Source organism: Nitrospira sp. (genome assembly GCA_016715825.1).
Lineage (GTDB): Bacteria > Nitrospirota > Nitrospiria > Nitrospirales > Nitrospiraceae > Nitrospira_D.
Window position 1 is genome coordinate 13,660 of the sequence record JADJXO010000002.1, and the last position, 22,548, is coordinate 36,207.

Annotated in this window: 20 protein-coding genes; 15 read left to right on the forward strand and 5 right to left on the reverse strand. The window is 56.3% G+C overall.

All coding sequences use genetic code 11. The features are described from left to right. Genes IPM58_06140 through IPM58_06155 form a run of 4 tightly spaced genes read right to left on the reverse strand, consistent with a single transcriptional unit; the run spans position 1 to position 3,125 of the window. The gene (locus tag IPM58_06140; protein ID MBK9306661.1) at positions 1 to 168 is read right to left on the reverse strand and encodes a hypothetical protein; all 168 of its coding nucleotides are present in this window, start codon (positions 166 to 168) and stop codon (positions 1 to 3) included. Next, entirely contained in the window at positions 168 to 920 is a 753-nt protein-coding gene (locus tag IPM58_06145) for an alpha/beta fold hydrolase (GenBank protein MBK9306662.1), read from the reverse strand. Before IPM58_06145 ends, IPM58_06140 begins: the two co-directional genes overlap by 1 nt. Next, positions 917 to 1,633 carry a hypothetical protein gene (locus IPM58_06150; protein ID MBK9306663.1) on the reverse strand — a complete coding sequence of 239 codons (717 nt, stop codon included), beginning with the start codon at positions 1,631 to 1,633 and terminating at the stop codon, positions 917 to 919. The genes IPM58_06145 and IPM58_06150 overlap by 4 nt, the downstream gene beginning before the upstream one ends. Positions 1,634 to 1,649: 16 nt before the next feature. Then, on the reverse strand, positions 1,650 to 3,125 hold the full coding sequence (locus IPM58_06155) for a YdiU family protein (protein ID MBK9306664.1): 1,476 nt from the start codon (positions 3,123 to 3,125) through the stop codon (positions 1,650 to 1,652). A 312-nt stretch (positions 3,126 to 3,437) separates the two neighbouring features. Here IPM58_06155 and IPM58_06160 point away from each other — a divergent pair, with 312 nt between their 5' ends. The 11 genes from IPM58_06160 (at position 3,438) to IPM58_06210 (ending at position 16,916) form a co-directional block, all read left to right on the forward strand. Continuing rightward, positions 3,438 to 4,796 carry a Na(+)-translocating NADH-quinone reductase subunit A gene (locus IPM58_06160; protein ID MBK9306665.1) on the forward strand — a complete coding sequence of 453 codons (1,359 nt, stop codon included), beginning with the start codon at positions 3,438 to 3,440 and terminating at the stop codon, positions 4,794 to 4,796. An 8-nt stretch (positions 4,797 to 4,804) separates the two neighbouring features. After that, entirely contained in the window at positions 4,805 to 6,010 is a 1,206-nt protein-coding gene (locus tag IPM58_06165) for an NADH:ubiquinone reductase (Na(+)-transporting) subunit B (GenBank protein ID MBK9306666.1), read from the forward strand. Then, complete coding sequence (locus IPM58_06170; GenBank protein MBK9306667.1) at positions 5,997 to 6,806, forward strand: Na(+)-translocating NADH-quinone reductase subunit C; 810 nt, start codon at positions 5,997 to 5,999, stop codon at positions 6,804 to 6,806. The genes IPM58_06165 and IPM58_06170 overlap by 14 nt, the downstream gene beginning before the upstream one ends. 5 nt (positions 6,807 to 6,811) lie before the next feature. Further along, positions 6,812 to 7,477 carry an NADH:ubiquinone reductase (Na(+)-transporting) subunit D gene (locus IPM58_06175; GenBank protein MBK9306668.1) on the forward strand — a complete coding sequence of 222 codons (666 nt, stop codon included), beginning with the start codon at positions 6,812 to 6,814 and terminating at the stop codon, positions 7,475 to 7,477. Further along, on the forward strand, positions 7,474 to 8,082 hold the full coding sequence (gene nqrE / locus IPM58_06180; protein ID MBK9306669.1) for an NADH:ubiquinone reductase (Na(+)-transporting) subunit E: 609 nt from the start codon (positions 7,474 to 7,476) through the stop codon (positions 8,080 to 8,082). Before IPM58_06175 ends, nqrE begins: the two co-directional genes overlap by 4 nt. 222 nt (positions 8,083 to 8,304) lie before the next feature. Further along, positions 8,305 to 9,525 carry an NADH:ubiquinone reductase (Na(+)-transporting) subunit F gene (locus tag IPM58_06185; protein MBK9306670.1) on the forward strand — a complete coding sequence of 407 codons (1,221 nt, stop codon included), beginning with the start codon at positions 8,305 to 8,307 and terminating at the stop codon, positions 9,523 to 9,525. 40 nt (positions 9,526 to 9,565) lie between these two features. Further along, positions 9,566 to 10,588 carry an FAD:protein FMN transferase gene (locus IPM58_06190; protein MBK9306671.1) on the forward strand — a complete coding sequence of 341 codons (1,023 nt, stop codon included), beginning with the start codon at positions 9,566 to 9,568 and terminating at the stop codon, positions 10,586 to 10,588. Beyond that, complete coding sequence (gene nqrM, locus IPM58_06195; protein MBK9306672.1) at positions 10,585 to 10,779, forward strand: (Na+)-NQR maturation NqrM; 195 nt, start codon at positions 10,585 to 10,587, stop codon at positions 10,777 to 10,779. The genes IPM58_06190 and nqrM overlap by 4 nt, the downstream gene beginning before the upstream one ends. A gap of 115 nt (positions 10,780 to 10,894) precedes the next feature. Beyond that, positions 10,895 to 12,328, forward strand: a complete 1,434-nt coding sequence (nhaD, locus tag IPM58_06200) for a sodium:proton antiporter NhaD (GenBank protein ID MBK9306673.1) — start codon at positions 10,895 to 10,897, stop codon at positions 12,326 to 12,328. A 434-nt stretch (positions 12,329 to 12,762) separates the two neighbouring features. After that, on the forward strand, positions 12,763 to 14,196 hold the full coding sequence (gene nhaD, locus IPM58_06205) for a sodium:proton antiporter NhaD (protein MBK9306674.1): 1,434 nt from the start codon (positions 12,763 to 12,765) through the stop codon (positions 14,194 to 14,196). Positions 14,197 to 14,543: 347 nt separating this feature from the next. After that, positions 14,544 to 16,916, forward strand: a complete 2,373-nt coding sequence (locus IPM58_06210; protein MBK9306675.1) for a hypothetical protein — start codon at positions 14,544 to 14,546, stop codon at positions 16,914 to 16,916. A 26-nt stretch (positions 16,917 to 16,942) separates the two neighbouring features. Here the strand turns inward: IPM58_06210 and IPM58_06215 are convergent, their stop codons facing one another. Further along, on the reverse strand, positions 16,943 to 17,302 hold the full coding sequence (locus IPM58_06215; protein ID MBK9306676.1) for a DUF2294 domain-containing protein: 360 nt from the start codon (positions 17,300 to 17,302) through the stop codon (positions 16,943 to 16,945). Positions 17,303 to 17,969: 667 nt separating this feature from the next. Between IPM58_06215 and IPM58_06220 the strand changes: the two genes are divergently transcribed. From IPM58_06220 to IPM58_06235, 4 genes are all read left to right on the forward strand, one after another. Next, on the forward strand, positions 17,970 to 19,664 hold the full coding sequence (locus IPM58_06220) for a SulP family inorganic anion transporter (protein ID MBK9306677.1): 1,695 nt from the start codon (positions 17,970 to 17,972) through the stop codon (positions 19,662 to 19,664). A 98-nt stretch (positions 19,665 to 19,762) separates the two neighbouring features. Further along, positions 19,763 to 20,176: a CBS domain-containing protein gene (locus IPM58_06225; GenBank protein MBK9306678.1), complete on the forward strand. Its 414-nt coding sequence runs from the start codon at positions 19,763 to 19,765 to the stop codon at positions 20,174 to 20,176. Between the two features lie 471 nt (positions 20,177 to 20,647). After that, on the forward strand, positions 20,648 to 21,940 hold the full coding sequence (locus tag IPM58_06230; protein ID MBK9306679.1) for an NADH-quinone oxidoreductase subunit L: 1,293 nt from the start codon (positions 20,648 to 20,650) through the stop codon (positions 21,938 to 21,940). Positions 21,941 to 21,981: 41 nt separating this feature from the next. Further along, entirely contained in the window at positions 21,982 to 22,347 is a 366-nt protein-coding gene (locus IPM58_06235) for a hypothetical protein (GenBank protein ID MBK9306680.1), read from the forward strand. Positions 22,348 to 22,548 lie beyond the last annotated feature (201 nt).

Below are 22,548 nucleotides of genomic sequence, written 5' to 3' on the forward strand. Positions count from 1 at the left end.
TTAGATCCCCAACTCTTCCGACAGCCGCACTTCCGTCTCGTCGAGAATGTCTTCCAGGCAGGTAAAACAGGAGAAGGGAAAGCGATCGATAGGGATGGCACAGACTTCGCCGATCGGCGATTCGTCCAGCGCCGGACCGCCGCATTCCTTGTGAATCAACACCAGCATCAGGCCTCCCTCACGACTATGCGACGGAACAACGCAAGGTGTTCGGGACTGCTCAACCGATGGTCACCAGGAATGAGCCGTAGATCGAGCGGATAGGACGGGAACCGTCGCAACAGTTCATTGGCGAATTGTTTGCTACCTTCCGGTGAAATCACACCATCGTCTTGCCCGTGGAGAATCGTCGTCTTCACCTGACGGACAATGTCAAAGCTCTTGGCCCAATAGGCTTCGCTTTCCTCGACCCATTTCCACGACAACAGCCAATCCTTGTGCAACGGATCATCGTCCCATGGCATCCATCCGGCGGTATGCCAATCGTGGAGTCGGTCCTTGGAAATGGTCTTGGCCCGCTCGCCCATCATGTTGAACGCCGGTGCAACCAGCACAAGCTCTTCCACGTTCGGGAACTCCTGCGCTATCAGCCAAGCGATCCAACTACCGAGGGAGTTGCCGACAATGGTCACGGGCGGCCCAGATTTCATGGGTTCCAGAACGCCCCTGGCATCGGCGATCCAATCAGAGAGGGTATAGTCCGTGAACTGTCCCTCCGAGTCGCCGAAGCCACGCACGTCGTAACAACAGAACCCCCATCCCTTTTCCTCACACCATTCCGCCAAGGCCTTGCTCTTGTTGCCCCATCGCTTAGACAGAAACCCGGTGATGAAGAGGATGTGCCGCGATGTTCCCTCAGCTCGATCACCTTTGAGGTGTTGTCCATCTGCGCCAATAAGCTCGAATGGTTGCGCTTTCATACGCTAAGTCTTTTCATCAGAAATGTGCTCAGTCCTCGCAGCACCGTCTCGGGAATCTCATGCTCACCTCGGAAACTGTGCCACTCGGTACCAAGACCCGACTGCATCAGCGCATCACGAAGACGCTCGGCCCCAATGTGGGGGAGGATGTCATCATGCAGACCGTGGCTTTGAAAAACGGACAGCCCCCTACGCTTCGCCATGAGTGGAGCCCAGACTTCCTTGGCGAGGAGATTCCCGGAAAGCTGAACCAATCCGGCAAACGGATAGTCGGTATGGAGCACAACGTCGCAGGTGAGCATCGCGCCCTGTGAAAATCCACCGATGACCATGCTCTTGTAGTCGACAGGAAACTGCCCTGGAAGCTCCTTGAGAAATGTGAGCATGCGCTCACGTGCTAAGGCCAGCCCCTGCGGAACCTCTACCGACAGATCACGAATGCGGCCTGCCTCGCGATCGGCCTGGATACGAGCAAAGTCGATGATCCACCATGCGCGCGAGTCGCCAAGACCCATATTCAGCGAAAGCGGTGCCTCGGGAAACAGCCATCTGGTTCCTCTGGGTACATCCATCACGTCCGCAAGCGGCACCAGATCGTCGCCCGGTGCGCCGAACCCATGGAGCAGCATGACAATGGGACCATCACCTTCGCCACAGCCGTCCGCCCCCCCGACGAGTCTGACTTTTAGCCCACCAAGCACGAGTTCTTTCATGGTCGTTCGCTCGCCCTCATGATGAACAGCTGACAGCCAGGTGCTTGCCCCAGTTCGGTGGAGGCAGGGCGTAGGCTTCCATGCCAGGCTGATCGGTGAACGGGTCTTGGAGTAGCGTGAAGAGCCGGTCGATTTCGGAGAAATCTTTCTGTTGCGCCTTTTCAATCGCCGTGTGAGCCAGATAATTCCGCAGCACATACTTTGGGTTCACGCGATCCATACGGCTGTGCCGTTCGTCGTCACGGCTGTCTTCGCACGTAAGCCGATTACGATAGCGCATCCCCCATTCGTTAAACCGGGCTCTATCGAGAAAGTGATCGCGCAGGTTCTCGTTCGACGCCCCTTCGACCGACGAAAAGGCGCCGAGTTCTCGAAAGACGATCGTGTAATCCGACTGGTTGCCTTGGAGCAAGGCCAGAAAGTCGCGAATGAGTGCTTCATCCTCCGACTTCTCTTCCACCAGGCCAAATTTCTTTCGCATACGCGCGAGATACTCCCGTTCAAATTGCGGGGTATAGGCATCAAGGCCTGCCTTCAGCGCCTCCTTTTCCGCCAAGGGCAACAGGGCTTGAGCCAGACAGCTCAAGTTCCACAGCCCGATGTAGGGTTGCTGATCGAAGGCATAGCGGCCGTTGTGGTCGGAGTGATTGCAGATGAAACCCGCGTCATAGTCATCCAGAAACCCATAGGGTCCATAATCCAGCGTAAGCCCAAGGATCGACATGTTGTCCGTATTCATGACCCCGTGCGCCCATCCGACTGCCTGCCATTGGGCGATTAACTTGGCTGTGCGCTCGACGACTTCGGTAAAGAACCGGGCATATTGCGCGTCGGCATCGCGGAGATGAGGGAAATGTTGCGCGATCACGTAGTCGGCCAAGGTTTTGAGATGCTCATGCTGCTTTCGATAATAAAAGACCTCGAACGTCCCAAAGCGAACATGCGAGGGCGCCATGCGGACCAGCATCGCACCGGTTTCTGGTTGCTCCCGGTACACCTTCTCATCGCTCCCGACCAGACAGAGTGCCTGTGTCGTAGGAATCCCGAGACCCTGCATCGCGGCACAGCAGAGATACTCACGGATCGTCGACCGCAACACCGCCCGGCCGTCTCCGTCCCGTGAGAAGGGAGTCAGCCCCGCTCCCTTCAGATGCAAATCCCACCGCTCACCTCGAACGTTCGTCGCTTCGCCGAGGAGAATCGCCCGCCCATCACCAAGCTGTGGCACATAGACGCCGAATTGATGGCCGGAATAGAGCATCGCGAGAGGATCCATGCCGGGAGCCAAGGCCTTGCCGCCGAAGACACCCGCGAATTCCGGTCGCTCAAATTGCTCCGGGTCCAGATCAATCAACTCGGCGGCTACCGAATTGGTATGGACCAGATAGGGTGGAGCCGCGAACGGCGTGGGATTCAGTTTCGCATAAAACGTCTGAGGAAGACGAGCATAGGTATTGTCGAAGGTCAGCATTTCCAAGCTGCGTTGCGGCATGGCTCTGTGTACCATGCCGTTCTCGGATTTCTCTACTTGCGCGTCTTTATGGCGAATGGGGCCTTTCTGATCCAAGGCACTCCCCTGTCAAGCTACCTGAAATTCTTCTCAATAGTTAGGCTTGACAGCAGGAGGTCCAAACAGTTGTACTATGGACCTTTCGCCCTATGGTTTCTCACCGCTTAGCTTATTATGTGGCGACGCTCATGATCGACGAAAAGGCACCGCGCATCCGGCAGCGTACACAATCCATCACCCTGTAACAATAGTGAGTGAATCCATCACGACAGCGTGACTGTCATCACAACGGCTATGATTATTAGGATTAAGAAGGGACTGGATTTGCCGATCACCGGGAAACCGGAGCAGCGTGTCCATGTCGCGAAACCTATCCGCCACGTGGGTGCGTTCGGCGTGGACCATATCGATCTCAAACCGGCCATGCTGGTCGCCGAAGGCGACAAGGTGAAGCTCGGCCAAGCGCTGTTCGAGCACAAGAAGTTACCCGGCGTACGCATCACGGCTCCGGGTGCCGGGGTGGTCAAGGCGATCCATCGTGGAGCGCAACGCCTGCTCCAATCAGTCGTGATCCGGCTCGACGAAACGGAAGACGAGGAGACATTTGCGGCCTACCCTGCCGACCAACTGTCTAGCTTGACGGATACGCAGGTGGTAGCCAATCTTCTGGCATCAGGTCTGTGGGTGGCCTTACGCACGCGTCCCTATAGCAGGATCCCCGACCCAACCACCCGTCCGGCTGCCATCTTCGTGACGGCGATGGACACCAACCCGCTGGCCGCCGATCCTGTTCCGATTATGGCGGCAGAGGCTGAGTCCTTCGGCCATGGCCTGACAGTGCTCTCGCGCCTTGGCAGGATGCCGATTTGGGTGTGCACGTCACCCGGAGCCGACCTACCGTTGCCACAGGGGGTAGACCACATACGCCAGGCGAGTTTCGAAGGCCCCCACCCAGCCGGTCTGCCGGGGACGCATATTCATTTTCTAGAACCGGTCGACGGCAGTACGGTTGTGTGGCACCTGAACTACCAAGAGGTGATCGCGATCGGCAAGCTCTTTACCAGCGGCCGGTTATGGACCAGGCGCATCGTCGCACTCGGTGGGCCACAAGTCACACAGCCACGACTGTTACAGACCAGGCTGGGCGCCTGTCTCGAGGAGTTGGTCGAGGACGAGCTTCACGCCGGTGAGAGCCGCATCATCTCCGGCTCGATCTTGTCGGGACGCCATGCAGCCGACTGGTCGTCCTATCTGGGGCGCCATCACCTTCAGATATCCGTGATTCCGGAAGGGGTGGAACGAACGTTCATGGGCTGGTTTGCACCGGGGCGGAGAATGTTTTCCCAGAGCAACGTCATGCTATCGAGTCTCTTCCGTTACCGCAGGGAGGAGTTTGGGTTGAACACCGGGCTGAATGGAAGTTTGCGCGCGATGGTGCCATTCGGTAACTTTGAGGATGTCATGCCTCTGGACATCCTGCCAACGCAGCTCCTGCGCTACCTGATGGTGGGTGATACCGACATGGCGCAAAAACTGGGCTGCATGGAATTGGACGAGGAAGACCTCGCATTATGCTCCTTCGTGTGCGTGGGCAAGAACGACTACGGCCCGGTGCTGCGGAACGTACTGAGCCAGATTGAGAGAGAAGGCTAAGGGCAGGCATGAAACGCTATCTTGATCGTCTCAGACCCCTGTTTGCCAAGGGCGGCCGGTATGAAAAGTACTACCCCATCTTCGAGATGGTCGATGTGTTTTTGTATTCAACTCCGGAAACTACGCATAACGCGCCTCATGTGCGGGACGGAATCGATCTCAAACGGTTGATGATGTACGTGGTGGTGGCGCTGATTCCCTGCATCCTCTGGAGCTGGTTCAACACCGGCTATCAAGCCAACCTGGCACTCGCAACAATGGGCGTGGCGAAGGTTGGCTGGCGTTATGATCTCCTGACGGCTCTCAATCTCGGGTCAGATGCAAGCAGCATTCTGGACAATACGGTACATGGGTTCTTGTATTTTCTGCCGATCTATCTGACGACCTTGCTCGTCGGTGGGATATGGGAAGTGGTCTTTTCGACGGTGCGTCGGAAAGAGATCAACGAAGGGTTCCTGGTCACCTCCATGCTTTTCACGCTGACCCTGCCACCCGATATGCCGCTCTGGATGGTCGCCATCGGGATTAGCTTCGGCGTGGTGCTCGGGAAGGAAATCTTCGGTGGGACCGGCAAGAATTTCCTCAACCCCGCCCTGACCGCACGAGCGTTTCTGTTTTTCGCCTATCCTGCCGAAATATCTGGTGACCGGGTGTGGGTGGCGGTAGATGGCTATTCCGGTGCCACCGCGCTCAGTCTTGGGAAAGTCGGCGGCGTAGAGGGGATCACCAGCGGAGGCATGAGCTGGTGGAATGCCTTTATCGGTCTGATGCCGGGATCCATGGGGGAGACCTCTACCCTTGCCTGTCTGCTTGGTGCGGCGTTCCTGATCTATACTCGAGTAGGCTCCTGGCGCATTATCTTTGGGGGCTTTCTGGGAATGGTCGGGGCCTCACTCCTGTTCAATCTGGTCGGCAGCGACACCAACCCCATGGTGGCGATGCCCTGGTACTGGCATCTAGTTCTGGGCGGGTTTGCCTTCGGCATGGTCTTCATGGCCACCGACCCGGTGTCAGCCGCCATGACGAGTACCGGACGCTGGGTTTTCGGCCTCCTGATCGGGGCCATGACCGTGCTGATCCGTGTGGCAAACCCGGCGTTTCCTGAAGGAGTGATGCTCACGATTTTGTTTGCGAATGTGTTCGCGCCTTTGATCGATTATTCGGTCATCCAGCTCAACATCCGACGGAGGCTACGTCGTCATGTCCGCGCCTGAACCAGATTCCGCTGCATCCGCTCCGTCAGGTGAGAGTGCGAGCAGGACGCTGCTGGTCACCTTTGTGGTCTGTCTGGTCTGTTCAGTGGTGGTCGCCGGCGCGGCCGTGCTCCTTCGACCGATTCAGGATGCGAATCAGAAGGCCGACCTCATTCGGAATGTGATCGCGGTTTCCGGTCTCCTCACGGAGGGGCTAACGGAAGAACAAGCACTGCAACGGATTGACGCGCGCATGATCGAATTGGCAACCGGTGATGAGGTGCAGGGGATCGATCCCGACACCTTTAGTATTGCCAAGGCCGGAAAGGACCCCGAGATATCCACTGCACTCACCCGCAAAGAAGATGTGGCGCAGATCAGGCGTGAACCCCGCTATCTGCCGATCTATCGAATTGTCGGTGACAACGGCGACTTGAAGAGACTCATTCTGCCGGTGTACGGCTACGGACTCTGGTCCACGATGTACGGGTTTCTTGCGCTTGAGGCGGATCTGCGCACGGTGCAGGGCCTCCGCTTTTATCAGCATGCCGAGACCCCTGGGCTCGGAGGAGAGGTCGACAATCCCAAGTGGCGGGCACAATGGACGGGCAAAGTCCTATTTGACGATCAATGGAAGGTGCAGGTTGAAGTCACGAAGGTGGAGATTGACAGTTCCACCCCCGAAGCGCAACATCAAGTCGACGCCCTCGCCGGCGCCACTATCACCTCACGAGGGGTGGAAAACTTATTGAAATTCTGGCTGAGCGACAAAGGATATGGGCCGTACCTTGCCCATTTGCGACACGAAAGGAGCTGACTCTCATGTCGTACGAACATCGCAAAATTCTTTTTGAGCCGATCGTCGACAATAACCCGGTTATTTTACAAGTCTTAGGGATTTGTTCGGCATTGGCCGTGACGACGAAGCTCTCTACCACGGTCACGATGTGCATCGCACTGACCGTCGTCACCGCCCTCTCCAATGCCGCCATTAGTGTGATCCGTAATCATATCCCGAGCAGCATCCGCATCATCGTGCAGATGACCATTATTTCGTCGCTGGTCATCGTGACCGATCAGTTCCTCAAAGCCTATGCATTTACCATCAGCAAGGAGCTGTCGGTCTTCGTCGGGTTGATTATCACCAATTGTATCGTCATGGGACGCGCAGAAGCCTATGCGATGAAGCATCCACCGCTTCCGAGCTTCCTTGATGGCCTCGGTAACGGCCTCGGCTATAGCGCACTGTTACTCGTCATCGGGGCGATACGCGAACTCTTCGGGTCCGGTTCTCTGTTCGGGTATCCGATCCTCCCTCTCGATCGGGATGGAGGGTGGTATGTGCCGAACGGCTTGCTGCTTCTTCCTCCGAGTGCGTTTTTCTTGATCGGCATGATCATTTGGGTGGTGCGCTCCTGGAAGCCTGCACAGGTCGAGCAACCTGAATTCCGGATCTATCACGCGCATCGTCCAGAGGTGGCCTCATGACTGAGCTCATCAATCTGTTTATCAAAGCGGTCTTCGTCGAGAATCTTGCGCTGACGTTTTTCCTCGGCATGTGCACGTTTCTGGCCGTCTCGAAACAAATCGCTACCGCGCTCGGACTCGGCATTGCTGTGGTCGTCGTTCAAACCCTGACCGTCCCGATCAATAATGTCATCTACCAGTTTCTGATCCGTGATGGAGCCCTGGAATGGGCGGGGCTCTCTGAGATGAATCTGAATTTCCTCGGGCTCATCAGCTATATCAGCGTCATTGCGGCGGTCGTACAGGTACTCGAAATGTTTCTCGACCGGCACGTCCCGTCACTGTACAACTCGCTGGGGATCTTTTTGCCGCTGATTACCGTCAACTGCGCCATTCTCGGAGGCAGTCTGTTCATGGTGGAACGTGACTATTCTTTTAGCGAGAGCGTGACCTATGGTGTCGGTTCTGGTGTCGGGTGGGCGCTCGCGATCGTGGCGATGGCAGGGGTGCGGGAGAAGCTCAAGTATTCCGATATCCCCGCTGGCCTGCAGGGGCTGGGCGTCGCCTTCATCACCGCGGGGTTGATGGCTCTCGGGTTCATGGCTTTTTCTGGAATTCAACTCTAACAGGCTTGAAAAGCTGATTTGAACTTCCCGGGCCATGGCAAATAGCGATATGCGAAACGACACCAACTATCCATGCGGAAGGCTCAAAATGGCCGTCCAGCGAGGCCGCAGCGAGCGAAGAGGCGAATCATACGCTGTGCCGTACGTTGAGCCTCTGAGCGACGCGAGAACACTGCTGGCTGACTTTTTCAGCATCCCGCTGAGTCTGATGAGGGGCCGCGCATGATCGAGATCCTACTCGGAGTCGGATTTTTTACAGGAATCGTCCTCATTCTGGCTGTCCTCATTCTGAGTGCACGCTCGAAACTGGTGGCGAGTGGCCATGTCACGATCGCGATCAATGATAAGAAATTTATCGAGACACCGATCGGGGGCAAGTTGCTCAATGCGCTGGGCGACGCCAAGATTTTTGTCAGTTCCGCCTGTGGTGGCGGCGGGACCTGCGGCGTGTGCCGGGTCAAGGTCTTCGAAGGGGGTGGTGGGATTCTGCCGACAGAAACCTCGCATATCAACAAGCGTGAAGCGCGCGAGGGCTACCGTCTCTCCTGCCAGGTGGCGGTCAAGCAGAACATGAAGATCGAGATTCCCGATGAGATATTCGGCGTCAAGAAATGGCAATGTACCGTGCGCTCCAACCGCAATGTCGCCACCTTTATCAAAGAACTGGTCCTGGAGCTTCCCCAGGGCGAACATGTCGATTTCCGTGCCGGTGGGTACATCCAGGTTTTCTGCCCTCCGTATAAGCACTCGTTTGAGCAGTTTGATATCGAGGAGAGATTTCGCAGCGACTGGGACCGGCTGAACCTCTGGAATCTTGTTTCGAAGGTCAATGAGCCCCTCGAGCGAGCCTACTCCATGGCCAATTACCCGGAGGAACGTGGCATCATTATGCTCAATATTCGCATCGCCACACCGCCACCGCGCACGCAGAATGTGCCGCCTGGTAAGATGTCATCCTACCTCTTCGGACTGAAACCGGGCGACAAGGTTACCATTTCTGGGCCGTTCGGCGAGTTCTTTGCGCGTGACACCGACAACGAGATGGTATTCATCGGTGGTGGTGCAGGGATGGCGCCCATGCGTTCACATATTTTTGACCAGCTGGGTCGCCTCAAGACCACCCGCAAGATGTCATTCTGGTACGGGGCCCGATCGAAACGCGAAATGTTCTATGTCGACGATTTCGACAAGCTGGCTGCCGCGCACGACAACTTCGAGTGGCATGTCGCCCTTTCCGACGCGCTCCCTGAGGACCAGTGGACCGGCTATACCGGCTTCATTCATAACGTACTCCATAATGAATATCTGAAGACCCATCCCGCGCCAGAGGACTGTGAGTACTACCTCTGCGGACCACCGATGATGAATGCCGCCGTGATCAAGATGCTGTTGGATCTGGGTGTCGAGCGAGAAAACATCATGCTCGATGACTTCGGAGGATGACGATTCTATGCATCCATCCGTTCCACGCCCCCGTGCGCTGATGGCCTTGGTCGCTCTGCTGGCCGCTGGTGCAGGATTGGGCCTGCTGCGCCCTGATCCGCCTGCCGCTGAGCTGCATATGAGCGGCCATACGATGGGGACCACCTATACCGTGAAATACCGAGCGACCCAGGATACACCGCCGCTGAAGGCGATGCAGAGCGATGTGGACGCCTTGTTGGCCGAGATCAATCACACCATGTCCACCTATGAGCCGGAATCGGAACTGTCGCGCTTTAACCGTCTGCGCACCACCGACTGGGTACCCGCATCCGCATCGCTCCGTGGCGTGCTTAACGCCGCGCTAGAGATCGGCACCCAGAGCGAAGGGGCGTTTGACATCACGGTGGGCCCCCTGGTCAATCTCTGGGGATTCGGGCCCGAGGTTCATCCAGACCGTATCCCGCTTGAAGCCGACATCGCCGCTGCGCGCACTCGCAGCGGTCTCGATAAAGTCTCGGTCAGTGAGACTCCACAAGCGATACGCAAGCACCGCCCTGATGTCTTCCTAGATCTTTCCGGAATTGCTAAGGGCTACGGGGTGGACCGAGTTGCTGAACTCATGACCGCACATGGTATTGACCATTACATGGTCGAGATCGGTGGTGAGATACGGGTACGTGGTCACAAGGAGCACGAGACACCCTGGCGGATCGCGATTGAGAAACCGTTGTCGGGCGAACGTTCAGTGCAAACCATGCTGGCGCTCAGTGACATCGCCCTCGCCACCTCGGGCAATTATCGGAACTTTTTTGAAATCGACGGGCGACGCTATTCCCATACCATCGATCCCACCACCGGCCGGCCGGTTGATCATCATCTGGCATCGGTGACGGTACTGGCGGAGACCAGCATGCGAGCTGATGCCTGGGCTACCGCGTTTCAGGTACTAGGGCCCGAGCGTGGTATGGCCATAGCCGAGCGGCTCCATCTTCCCGTCCTCTTCGTCATCGAACATGATGGGCAATTTGAGGAACGTGTCTGCTGTGGCTTCCAACAGTACCGGAAACAGGAGCTGTCATGACAATTTTTATGGTGACCTTTCTCGTCATGGGTATTGCGATCCTGGCTATGGCGGTGGGTGTCCTACTCGGTCGCCGCCCGATCGGAGGCAGTTGTGGCGGCCTTGAACGCCTTGGTCTGGAGTGCGATGCCGGCTGCGACAAACCCTGCCCGGAACGTCTCGCCCGTCAGCAGTCACAAAACAGAACGTAGTACGTGGCGCTCCGAAACACTCTCGTGATGACTCTGCAGATCAACTCCTGTAACTAGCCAACGATGATGATCCTCGAAAGGATGGTCGCGTGTGAACCACTCTTCCCTCTTGTTCATGCTCTTTCTGTGTCTTCGGTGTAGCACCAGCCGTGTCTCCCAAGTGGGTCTTGGGACTGCGTTCATCGTCCTCGGGCTGCCGTTTCTCGCCTTCGCCGAAACCGAATCACACGCAGGGATCGACTTGACCACCGCCCCAGTGGGGTATTTTGCGCTGTGCATCTTTGTCCTGGCGTATGCGCTGGTCATGTCCGAAGAGTTTACTCACCTCAAGAAGTCCAAACCTGTGATTTTGGCTGCCGGCATCATTTGGGGGGCCATCAGCCTGGCGTCTCCCGATAGTCAGGCTGAGTTTGTTGAAAACGCCTTCCGGCACAATCTGATGGAATACGCAGAACTGATGCTGTTCTTGCTGGTCGCCATGACCTACATCAACGCTCTCGACGAACGACTCGTGTTTGAGGCGATCCGGGCATGGCTGGTTCGTAAAGGGTTCAGCTACCGGCAACTCTTCTGGATCACCGGGATCCTGGCGTTTTTTATTTCGGCGGTGGCGGACAATCTGACCACCGCCCTCTTAATGTGTGCCGTCGTCATGGCGGTGGGAGCCCACAGTCCACACTTCGTCAGTCTTGCTTGCATCAATATTGTGGTGGCGGCCAATGCGGGTGGAGCGTTCAGCCCCTTCGGCGATATCACGACCCTGATGGTGTGGCAAAAGGGGCTCCTGGAGTTCTTTGACTTTTTTCAGCTGTTTATCCCCTCAGCCGTGAACTTCCTTGTGCCTGCTGCGATCATGCATTATGCCGTCCCTCGAATGTCCCCGCCGCCGTCTTCTGATACGGTCCGGATGAAAGTCGGAGCCAAACGTATTATTGGGTTATTTTTTCTCACGATTTGTACCGCAGTCAGTTTTCACAATTTTCTGCATCTGCCCCCAGTCCTCGGAATGATGACCGGCTTTGCGTATCTGGGATTATTTGGCCATTACCTGAGCCGGAAGCGACACCATGCCTCCCCCTACAAGAAAGGGGAGATCGGAGACGTCGTTCCGTTCGATGTGTTTCAGAAGGTTGCCCGAGCGGAGTGGGACACGCTGTTATTCTTCTATGGAGTCGTCATGTGCGTCGGCGGGCTCGGCCATATCGGCTATATGGCCTTGGCCTCCCACGTGCTCTACTCCCAGTGGGGTCCCACCTTCGCCAACATCACGATCGGGCTTTTATCGGCGATTGTCGACAACATCCCGATCATGTTCGCAGTGCTGACGATGAACCCGGCCATTTCCGAGGGCCAATGGTTGCTCGTGACGCTGACCGCTGGGGTTGGGGGCAGCCTTCTCTCCATCGGCTCGGCGGCCGGGGTCGCGTTGATGGGGCAGGCGAAAGGGAAGTATACGTTCTTTAGTCATCTCAAATGGGCGCCGGCGATTGCGCTGGGATATGGCGCGAGCATTCTCGTGCACATGTGGATCAATGCGCATACGTTCTGAACGGGAAGATCTTTGAAGAAGCAAGTCGCTCCATATCGACCCGATACCGCCTGCGGCACAAGCCCCACGCCTCGACAGCCAGTACTGAAAGAAAGAATTCGGGTACATGATGGATTGCAGCCTATGCGTGCAACCAACTTCACTTCTTCAGACATTTCTCTTGTCGTCCTCCCTGACCACACGAGATCGCAGGGAGTTCAGAAAGTTTGCCTTGATTTTCACGCATCTGCCTGTGTAGCTTGTTATTTTCTTGAGATGGCCGGTGTATCTGGGTAGTCCGACTGTGACCTCGCACGACGATCTCTGGATCTGCTATTCAGCGGCACGCTAACGGTTCCTATCCGACCATTCCGGATCCACCGTGAAGATGAATCAGCCAACGAGGATGATCCTCGAAAGGACGGTCCTGCGTGAATAGTTCTTCTCTCTTTGTCATGCTTTTTCGTTGCCTGCGGTGGAGAGCTCGTCGTGTCTTCCAAGTTAGTCTCGGTACCGCGTTCATCGTTTTCGGGCTGCCGTTTCTCGCCTTCGCCGAAACTGAATCCCACACCCTGATTGATTTGACCACTGCACCAGTTGGGTTTTTCGCACTGTGCATCTTTGTCCTAGCGTATGCGCTGGTCATGTCCGAAGAGTTTACTCACCTCAAGAAGTCCAAACCCGTGATTTTGGCTGCCGGCATCATTTGGGGGGCGATCGCTCTCGCGTATCCGCAAGGCCAAAGCGAACTAGTTGAACATGCCTTCCGGCACAATCTGATGGAATACGCAGAACTGATGCTGTTCTTGCTGGTCGCTATGACCTACATCAACGCCCTCGATGAACGACTCGTGTTTGAGGCGATCCGGGCATGGCTGGTTCGTAAAGGGTTCAGCTACCGGCAACTCTTCTGGATCACGGGGATCCTGGCATTTTTCATTTCACCGGTGGCGGACAATCTGACCACCGCCCTCTTAATGTGTGCCGTCGTCATGGCGGTGGGAGCCCACAGCCCAAAATTTGTCAATTTATCGTGCATCAATATTGTGGTGGCAGCCAATGCGGGTGGAGCGTTCAGCCCCTTCGGCGATATCACGACCCTGATGGTGTGGCAAAAGGGGCTCCTGGAGTTCTTTGACTTTTTTCAGCTGTTTATCCCCTCAGCCGTGAACTTCCTTGTGCCTGCTGCGATCATGCATTATGCCGTCCCTCGAATATCTCCGCCGCCGTCCTCCGAAAGGGTTCACATGAAGATCGGAGCCAAACGTATTATTGGGTTATTTTTTCTCACGATTTGTACCGCAGTCAGTTTTCACAATTTTCTGCATCTGCCCCCAGTCCTCGGAATGATGACCGGCTTTGCGTATCTGGGATTATTTGGCCATTACCTGAGCCGGAAGCGACACCATGCCTCCCCCTACAAGAAAGGGGAGATCGGAGACGTCGTTCCGTTCGATGTGTTTCAGAAGGTTGCCCGAGCGGAGTGGGACACGCTGTTATTCTTCTATGGAGTCGTCATGTGCGTCGGCGGGCTCGGCCATATCGGCTATATGGCCTTGGCCTCCCACGTGCTCTATTTCGAGTGGGGTCCCACCTTCGCCAATGTCATGGTTGGATTTTTATCGGCGGTCGTCGACAACATCCCGATCATGTTCGCAGTGCTGACGATGAACCCGGCCATTTCCGAGGGCCAATGGTTGCTCGTGACGCTGACCGCTGGGGTTGGGGGCAGCCTTCTCTCCATCGGCTCGGCCGCGGGGGTCGCGTTGATGGGGCAGGCCAAAGGGAAATACACGTTCTTTAGTCATCTCAAATGGGCGCCGGCGATTGCGCTGGGATATGGCGCGAGCATTCTCGTGCACATGTGGATCAATGCGCATACGTTCTGAACGGAAACTTCTTCTTCGAGGAACCGGTAAGGAGACCTAGAGTTTTGGCGTCGGTGATCGCCCGAATAGGATCGCAGCGCTTCTCCCGGCTTTGAGCAAGCACGTTTTACCGCCAGCGTTTCGACAGCTCGACCTGCTTCTCGGGGTCTCGTTTTCCCGGAGTACATTCGGTACCATACAGTTCATTCCCAACATTCCGGACGATCTTCGACCCATCGGGGTCCGCCGGTTCCTCTGGAATTTGGGACCGTCGATTGCATTATGAAGTGGACGAATCACTATGCCCAAAGCGGGCGTACCGAACTCATGATGGCTCCCGATTTTTTCATGTTCTCGGAGTAAAACCCATGCTTGCACGATCTACCGGCCTCGTCGTTCTGCTTGTCAGTGCCCTCGAGATAGTCTGGCCGTCACACGGTAGCGCAGCCTCCTCTCGCATCCAACCCGGCCATGACATCAGCCGGTTTGCGCTGCGGTATGCCCAAGCGCTGGCCCACTCCCAGATCGAGACCTGGGCCGCAGCAGACTTGGGGTGCCTGATCCAAGTACGGGACAGGGCTGGGGGTACATCGCCGAAACTGAAGGCGGAACTTGCCCGGCGCTGTTGGGACGAGACCTTGCGCACTCACACCACCATGGTGGAACAGCAGGCAGAAGTCGGCGTTTTCAACGCCACAGAGCGCGGGGTGGGCCTCGGCCTCTTGGACGACCGGCACCGGGCCACGGGGCGCTGGAAGGAATACCCACCGGCGATCTTCCTGTCTCCATCGGTTGTGCTGCAAGACCAGGCTCCGATCCCCCAGCTGACCGTGGTGGGGACCAGTCCGAAACAACGATTCGCCCTGTCCCACATCCAGGAGGGCTCGCTGGTGTCAGTGCTTGGGCACGCCGTGGATATCAAGATCGTCTACCCGGATCCGCTCACGGCGCCGCTGGCGCTCAGACCGGAAGAAGTCTGGTGGGGAAACGGATCGCCACGTCAGTTCGGGCCGGTGCACGAGGTCGTCGCTCGGTTCATCGTGGTGACCGGCCTGCGCAAGCTCGGGTTTCCCACCGACCGGGCGGTCATGAATGAAGGTCTTCCCGCTGGACCGTTGATCGCCACGACCCACTACGGACCACGGCCTGACCACGGTCGGACGTACGATCAGGCTGATTCGGATCACACCATCGTGAAGGGTGAACTCGTCCCAGGTTCGACGCAGTGGTGGGAACGGACTGATGCAGAGCCGTTCATGCGAGCCGCCTTGAACCAAGCCACTCATCTGACGGCTGAAAACCGTGCCGGCATACTGACTCGGCTTTTGTTGATCGATCCCGAGGATGCCTTGACCCATAGTATGCGTGGGAACGACGGCTATCAGGCGGTTCTCCAGCAGGGGATCGCACGGGGAGGGCTCGCCGCCCGGGACGGACACGCCCTGCGGCGAGTCGCCGAACTTTACTGGACCATTCAGGCGCAAACCTGGCGACAAGAAGTCACCGCCGTGTCCGAGGGGTACGAGCCGGCCGCCGATGCCATCTATCGCGCACTGGCGTCCTATGAGACCCTGGTCCGACAAGATCGTGCCACACCGGAGCAACGCCGACGCCTCGGTGTGTTGACTCGATGGAATAATGATCCGACCGGTGCGCTGGGGATCCATGAGGCGTTGTTGCGCGACAGCACTCCGGGTACGATCGAATACGCCACCATCTTGACCGAAATCGCCTGGGATCGGATCCAGTTCGTCTCGTGGAATCGGCGCTACGACCATCCCTGGCTGCCACAGGCTCAGGCTGAAGCCGAAAAGGCCGTCCAGTGGTTGAGGCAGCCATACGACAAGCTCCATGCGCACTATGCGCAGGTGGCAGTGGAATCGCTCTCGGTACCGCGCCATCTGGATCAGTTTCAGGAACGGATGCAGCAGATCAGGCAGGATGTGGATCAGATCCCCGGGTTGAAAGGCCTGCACACGCAACTGGTCGCCAACGATCTCGTGAAGTCGCTCACCCCAGAAGCTGCCGCGCTCGTCCTATCACGTCCACCACGCGCACCCGACGTGCTGGACGTGGCCGTCCATGCGAATCCTCCCAAGCAGGACATCCTCTGGCAGTGGAATTTCGAGCAAGATGAGCTTGGAAGTATGCCGGCCGGCTTTGTCGAGATGGGTCGGGACGATGAGAACGCCGCCCTCTGGGAAGTCCACGTTGAGCAGGACCCCTCACGCGGTCTCCAACGACTGGTCCGCTCGCTGGCCTGTGCGCGACCGGACTGCGTACGACTCCTCATTGCGGACAACGTGAGAACGACCTACCCCGATGTCACCGTTCAGGTGAGGGCTCCAAGGCTGACCGACCAGAGTGAACTCGGCATCGCCATCGCGGTTACCGACCGCGACAATTATTATGCCATTACCCTTCAGCCGAGGACCGGTCTGGTGACGACCAGACGCGTAACGGACGGGAAGGTGACGGTGCTGGGACAGGTCACGGCCAAGCTTGCGCCGAAGCCCTGGCATACGATGCGCGTCCAACGGATCAACTTTCTGCATCTCGATAAGGGTCGATTGGCGGTGTATGTGGATGGCGCCCAGGTCGCGGCGGTCGAGGATGCCGTGCTGCCTCAGAAAGGGCGGGTCGGCCTGATTGCCGTGGGTCCGTCAGCGGCGCAGTTCGACGGCCTCCATATCCTGGACCTGGTCTCGAACCGGACGTTTTCTCAACCGGCCGCCTACTAGGGTTTCGACATCAAGATCGTCTCAGCTCATGAGGAGCTGAACTGCCTCGTGGCATTTTGGATGTCTCGGTCTGTCGTAAACACGAACACCCGCTCGCTGAGTAGTACATCGATATCGGTGAAGAGACCGAGGACTTTGGTCCCGGTGATCTCGCTCACCTGATCGCAAAGCTTATCACGGCCTTGCGCGATCAAGTTTTGCCGAAGTTGCTTGACCATCTCGACCCCTTCCGTGGTTTTGGCCAATTGCCGTTCAGCCGGCGTGAGCACTCCCTTCAGCCGGACGACGACAAGATCGCGCGCGACGAGCGCACGAACCTCATCAGGGCCTCGCCCCATGAATTCTTGCTCAAACTTGATGACGGCGTTGCGAATTGCGTTTTCCACGTCTCGGCTTCATTCGATTATAAGGTCGCGGGAAGAGACGAACAAGTACCACGTTTGGGTCTTTCGCCGATTGAGTCAGGTTCGCGATGGGCCTTTCGTTTCATTGATCGATGGATGGAAGCCCTGATCAGGCATTTCAGGCTTGACCCTTTCCTCTGCCTCATATTATTCATGGAGCCGGATTTGGGCAGATGGCAGTGTTGCTTCCTCTCGAGCTTGCTCGTGGAGAGGTAGGACGCCTAAATTGATCATTGTGAGGCCGTAGGGCGACCCGCAGTCCATTGAGAGGCCGGTCGTAGTACAAGCCAACTACTTGGTTCGACCCAAAGTCGAAGCCAGGTGGTTGGCTTTTGTGTTTTCATCTCGGATCAACAGTCGAGGCCGACCAGCTTACCCTTATGTTGCCCAGACCTCTCGTAACGCTTTGACGTAGGGGGAAGTTCGTGGAAAGAGTTTCAAGCCAATCATGTTGTCACAGCCAATCTAGCGCCTGTCCTATCGACTCAGGTTGCCACAATGAGAGTCCTTCGTCTGCAAGCGAGACAGCACATACTCAGTGGGCCTACAGAGCACCTGCTTTTTGGCATCTTAAGACTCGGTCCTTGGGTATGGGTGACGTGAACGACTCTCAGCTAAGTCTCTTGTTGACCGTAGCGAGGGGCATCGTATGAGTTCCGAGCCAAATGTTTTCATGAAGTATCTCAACGAGTTCAATCCCTGGCCGCGTATTCGAATGATGGGCACCAACGTAACCCAAGACGTTATGGCCGGGATTACGGTTGCCTTCATCGCCCTTCCTTTGGCCCTTGGTTTTGGCGTGGCCTCCGGCCTGGGTGCCATTACGGGGATGTGGGGGGCCATTGCTGGAGGAGTTGTGGGCGGCTTGTTTGGGGGCTCGAACAACGGCGTCAGCGGTCCGACTGGCCCCAAAACTGTCCAGCTCGCGGTGGTGATGCATGACCACATGTTGACCAACGGCCAACCAGATCTTGCATATGCCTTTGGGATCGTCTTTCTCAGTGGTGTGCTCATGCTGGCTCTGGCCCTCTTTCGCATTGGAAAATTTATCTACTTGACGCCCTATTCCGTCATTTCCGGTTTCATGTGCGGGATAGGTGCAATTGTCATGATCATCGAGTTCAACCCATTTGTCGGGCTCCCCACCCTGTCTTCGGTTCGGGAAGCATTGATGGCCATTCCTTCCTCTGCCATGAACGCCAACCCCCAAGCTTTGCTGGTGTCTTGTGTAACGCTCGGGACTATTATCATCTGGCCAAAAATTACCAGGGTGTTGTGGCTACCTGGCCCGTTAATTGGTCTCGGGGTGGGAACTGCCGTGGCCAACATATTTGCGTTAGATATTGACTACATTCCGCATGTTCCCACTGGCCTGCCTGAGATCTACTTGCCCTCCATATCGCAATTTTATGAGATGCTCGGTCCGGCCGCTGCGCTGGCTGGCCTGGCGGTCTACGACTCGCTTTTGACGTGTGTCGTCATCGATCAAATGTCGGAGTCGCGGCATAACAGTAATCAAGAAATTTGGGGGCAGGGGCTCGCGAATATAACAGCTGGCCTATTAGGTGGATTGACCACTGCAACAGCAACGATGCGAAGTGTCGCAGCAATCCAATGTGGCGCCAAGACCGTCACAGCGCCGGTGGTGCATGGGTTGGTCTTGCTCTCGCTGGTACTCGGTTTGGCACCCCTCGCATCGTATATTCCGATGGCTGCCCTAGCGGGAATCCTGTTCAAGGTCGGCTACGACATTTTGGATTTTCGAGTCTTTCCTATCCTCCATCGGATGGATACATCTTCGAAAATTACGTTTTGGACGGTGCTCTTTCTGACGGTTTGGGAAGACCTTCTGGTGGCGGTTGGTGTCGGCCTCGCCATTGCGTTCTTTTTGTTCGTCCATGATATGAGCGAACTGTGGAAGCCCAAGCTCAAAGGACTGGCCGAGTCTCAAAGTACCGCTAAAGAATCCATCCCACACCACTTGAAGAAGCAAATTGCGATCATCGAACCGGAAGGGCCGATGTTTTTCGGCATTGCCGATACGATGTACAGGCAGATCGATAGACTGGCGCACTACAAAGTACTGATCATCTCGTTCCGTTACGTGCCGATCATCGACCTCTCGGGCGCATTCGCGGTCGAAGACATGGTCATAATGGCGGGGAAACGACGGACAAAAGTTATTGTCAAAGGCATGAACCCAGCCGTTCGACGAGCCCTCACCGAGTTGAAGATCATCGAGAGTATCGGTGAAGAGAACATTGCCGATGATATTGATGGCGCTTTAAAAAAATCACTTGATTACCTCGCAGATCAATTCCTTGGATCAACCAACGATGACTGATCGTCCTCGAAAAGACAACAGAGCCTCCCGTTTCTTCCATGTCAGTGGTTGTTCTGTTATTGTCACCTTTGGGTTGCCTTCCCTTTCGAGGATTGACCATGACGACACAGGATAAAAACCAGAACGAGCCTACGGTTTCAGCATTCATGAACCGAAATCCCATCACGGCACATAAGAACATGACGTTACGCGCAGCATCGGAGATCATGAGTCTCTATAAGGTTGGGGCGCTGCTAGTCGTGAATGATGAGAATCGGTACGTTGGAATTATTTCCGACAAGCGTATCACGCGGGAAGCCTTAGCCAAGGGAAGAGATCCAGCAACAACAGAGATTCAGGCCGTGATGAGAAAAGACCCTGTTAGCATCGACTGTCATGAGCCAGTCCGCAACGCTCAAGCCGTGATGAAGGTCAATGGCGTGAGGTACCTGGTCGTCAAAGATGGGGAAGAAATTGTCGGAATTCTCTCCTTGAGCGATCTGATAAGATTCTACACGTCATTTTATGAATAACGTGGCGTGACACCCTCGAGTTCTCATACGGCTCACGGCTCGTACGTCGCCCTGACCTCAACTCCATGAATTCTTGTTCGAACTTGATGCCGACATTACAGATTGCGTGTTGCCTATAGCCAACACTCCTGGGATGACCAGGTACCCTGCATGGGTCTTTTGCTGTCCGTATCAGATGAGCGATGGGTCTTTCGGTTCCGACCATCCATGGATGGAAGACCTGATCCCGCATTTCATACTTGACGCACTCCTCACCCCCATATTATTCATTGTGCCGCAGGTAGGCAGATGGCAATGTTGCCTCTTCTTGAAGGCTCTGTTTTAGGGAGAGTCAGGACGCCGAATTATTTTCCTGTCATGGCCGTAGGGCGACTCGCAGTCGATTGAGAGGCCGGTCGCAGTACAAGCCAACCATTTGGTTCCACACCGAATGGTTGGCTTTTATTTTGTAAACGCGCTGGTGAGGTGTCGATGCTCCTGTGTGTGCTAGTCCCGTTGCTCCCACTGATCGCCGCGTTGATCGTCATCAGCGGTGACGACTCGACTCTTCACCGCCGCGCGAAGCTCGCGGCGTGGCCGATCGGCTTGGCCTTCGGGTGTGCCCTGGCCACAATCTACGTGGTCACCATGAACGGTCCACTCGTGTTTCGACTCTATGACCCGACGATACCCATGGGGTTCACCATCCCCCTCGGCTTCTACGTTGACCGATTGAGCGCAGTGATGATGACGTTGATCTCCGGGATCGGCACGATTATCTATACCTATTCCGTCGAGTATATGTATCAAGACGCGCACCAGCGTCGATACCTCGCGCTGATTGGGATTACGGTGTTCGTCCTCCTCTGCCTGGTCTCCAGCGCGAATCTTCTGATGCTCTTCGTGCTCTGGCAGGTGCTCAGCTACCTCCTGTATATCCTGGTTCACAATCACGGCCACCGTGACACGTTGGAGAGCGCGTTTCGCACATTTACCCTACTACGGGTCGGTGATGTCGCCTTCATGGGTGGGATCGCCCTAGCGTACGCGCTCTACGGAACGTTGGAATTTCCGGATCTGTTTACCGTCGCGGCGCACTCGACGGCAACCGTGTCTCCGTTTCCCGGTATCGAGCTCGAGGGCCATACGGCCGTCACGCTCTTGCTGCTGGTCGGAGGGATGAGCAAGTCCGCTCAATTCCCGTTCTACGTCTGGCTCCCTCGCTACCTCTACGCGCCGACATCCGTCACAGCTTTATTGCATGCGGGTATCATCAATGCTGCCGGATTTCTCATCAACCGCATGGCTCCCCTGTTCGGAATGAGTTCGACGACGCTCCACATCACGCTTTTCATCGGGACGCTGACCGCTGTTGCCGGGGCGACCATGATGCTGGTCCAGAACGACATCAAGAACATGCTTGGATTCTCCACGATCGGTCAAATGGGCTACATGGTCATGGAGTGTGGCTTAGGAGCCTTTTCTCTTGCCGTGTTCCATCTGATCGCGCATGGACTGTTCAAGGCGACGGTGTTCTTGAACTGCGGGAATGTTATTCACAAGGCGAGACATGAGCCATCGCTTCCCCATCTCGGGCATCAGGCCGATGAAATACGTTACTCTCCTCTCACCTGGACCACCGGATTCATCACGACCCTCCTGATCCCGCTCCTCATTCTCTTGGCGACGCACGGTGTGTTGGAGATTCCTCTGTTGGAATCCCAAGGAACCGTCATCTTTCTCTTTTCATCTGGATCACGTCCTCACAAGCGATTCTCACTCTGACGCGGCTGCGCGCAGTCGCCTCATGGAAAGTGTCGGCCGCGATGTTAGTCACCCTCTTGTTTATCGTGTTCGTGTATCTGTTCGCCGTCGAAACGTTCACGGCATTCCTGTACCCAAACCCCGAGGAAGTGGCCTCGTACTTCAAAGCTGCCGAGCTCCCCACCTGGCTGTTCGATCTCATGCTGGTCGTCTCGACGCAGCTGACGATTGCAGGGTGGATCTACCTGTACTTGCGTGCGCATGGTCGAACCATATGGAGCCCGCCGTGGATCGACCATCTACGCGTTCGTCTGTACGTCTTAGTTCTCAATCGACTCTATGTCGATTCGGTGTTGCATCGAGCAGGGCGAGTGCTGACCTCCACGATCCAGCGTGTGGATAAGTATGCTCGGGAACGAGCACTCTGAGTCACAGATGATGGACGCTGGAGATATGGCTCACGGCACCCAGCACGGGACACATGTGCCTCTCAAGACAGTGCGTGAACGCACGCCTCGTGAACCGACCGTCTTGACGAACATGAAGACACCGTATTAATGGTTACCCTGCCGTTCGTCCGAGTCGGATCCGGGGCGAGCCAACGGAGCAAGAAAATGAACGTTGTTCAA

Coding starts and splice junctions, on each gene's coding strand:
- IPM58_06140 (MBK9306661.1), bottom strand. CDS start 168: ATGCTGGTGTTGATTCACAAGGAATGCGGCGGTCCGGCGCTGGACGAA.
- IPM58_06145 (MBK9306662.1), bottom strand. CDS start 920: ATGAAAGCGCAACCATTCGAGCTTATTGGCGCAGATGGACAACACCTC.
- IPM58_06150 (MBK9306663.1), bottom strand. CDS start 1,633: ATGAAAGAACTCGTGCTTGGTGGGCTAAAAGTCAGACTCGTCGGGGGG.
- IPM58_06155 (MBK9306664.1), bottom strand. CDS start 3,125: ATGCCGCAACGCAGCTTGGAAATGCTGACCTTCGACAATACCTATGCT.
- IPM58_06160 (MBK9306665.1), top strand. CDS start 3,438: ATGATTATTAGGATTAAGAAGGGACTGGATTTGCCGATCACCGGGAAA.
- IPM58_06165 (MBK9306666.1), top strand. CDS start 4,805: ATGAAACGCTATCTTGATCGTCTCAGACCCCTGTTTGCCAAGGGCGGC.
- IPM58_06170 (MBK9306667.1), top strand. CDS start 5,997: ATGTCCGCGCCTGAACCAGATTCCGCTGCATCCGCTCCGTCAGGTGAG.
- IPM58_06175 (MBK9306668.1), top strand. CDS start 6,812: ATGTCGTACGAACATCGCAAAATTCTTTTTGAGCCGATCGTCGACAAT.
- nqrE (MBK9306669.1), top strand. CDS start 7,474: ATGACTGAGCTCATCAATCTGTTTATCAAAGCGGTCTTCGTCGAGAAT.
- IPM58_06185 (MBK9306670.1), top strand. CDS start 8,305: ATGATCGAGATCCTACTCGGAGTCGGATTTTTTACAGGAATCGTCCTC.
- IPM58_06190 (MBK9306671.1), top strand. CDS start 9,566: ATGGCCTTGGTCGCTCTGCTGGCCGCTGGTGCAGGATTGGGCCTGCTG.
- nqrM (MBK9306672.1), top strand. CDS start 10,585: ATGACAATTTTTATGGTGACCTTTCTCGTCATGGGTATTGCGATCCTG.
- nhaD (MBK9306673.1), top strand. CDS start 10,895: ATGCTCTTTCTGTGTCTTCGGTGTAGCACCAGCCGTGTCTCCCAAGTG.
- nhaD (MBK9306674.1), top strand. CDS start 12,763: ATGCTTTTTCGTTGCCTGCGGTGGAGAGCTCGTCGTGTCTTCCAAGTT.
- IPM58_06210 (MBK9306675.1), top strand. CDS start 14,544: ATGCTTGCACGATCTACCGGCCTCGTCGTTCTGCTTGTCAGTGCCCTC.
- IPM58_06220 (MBK9306677.1), top strand. CDS start 17,970: ATGAGTTCCGAGCCAAATGTTTTCATGAAGTATCTCAACGAGTTCAAT.
- IPM58_06225 (MBK9306678.1), top strand. CDS start 19,763: ATGACGACACAGGATAAAAACCAGAACGAGCCTACGGTTTCAGCATTC.
- IPM58_06230 (MBK9306679.1), top strand. CDS start 20,648: ATGCTCCTGTGTGTGCTAGTCCCGTTGCTCCCACTGATCGCCGCGTTG.
- IPM58_06235 (MBK9306680.1), top strand. CDS start 21,982: ATGTTAGTCACCCTCTTGTTTATCGTGTTCGTGTATCTGTTCGCCGTC.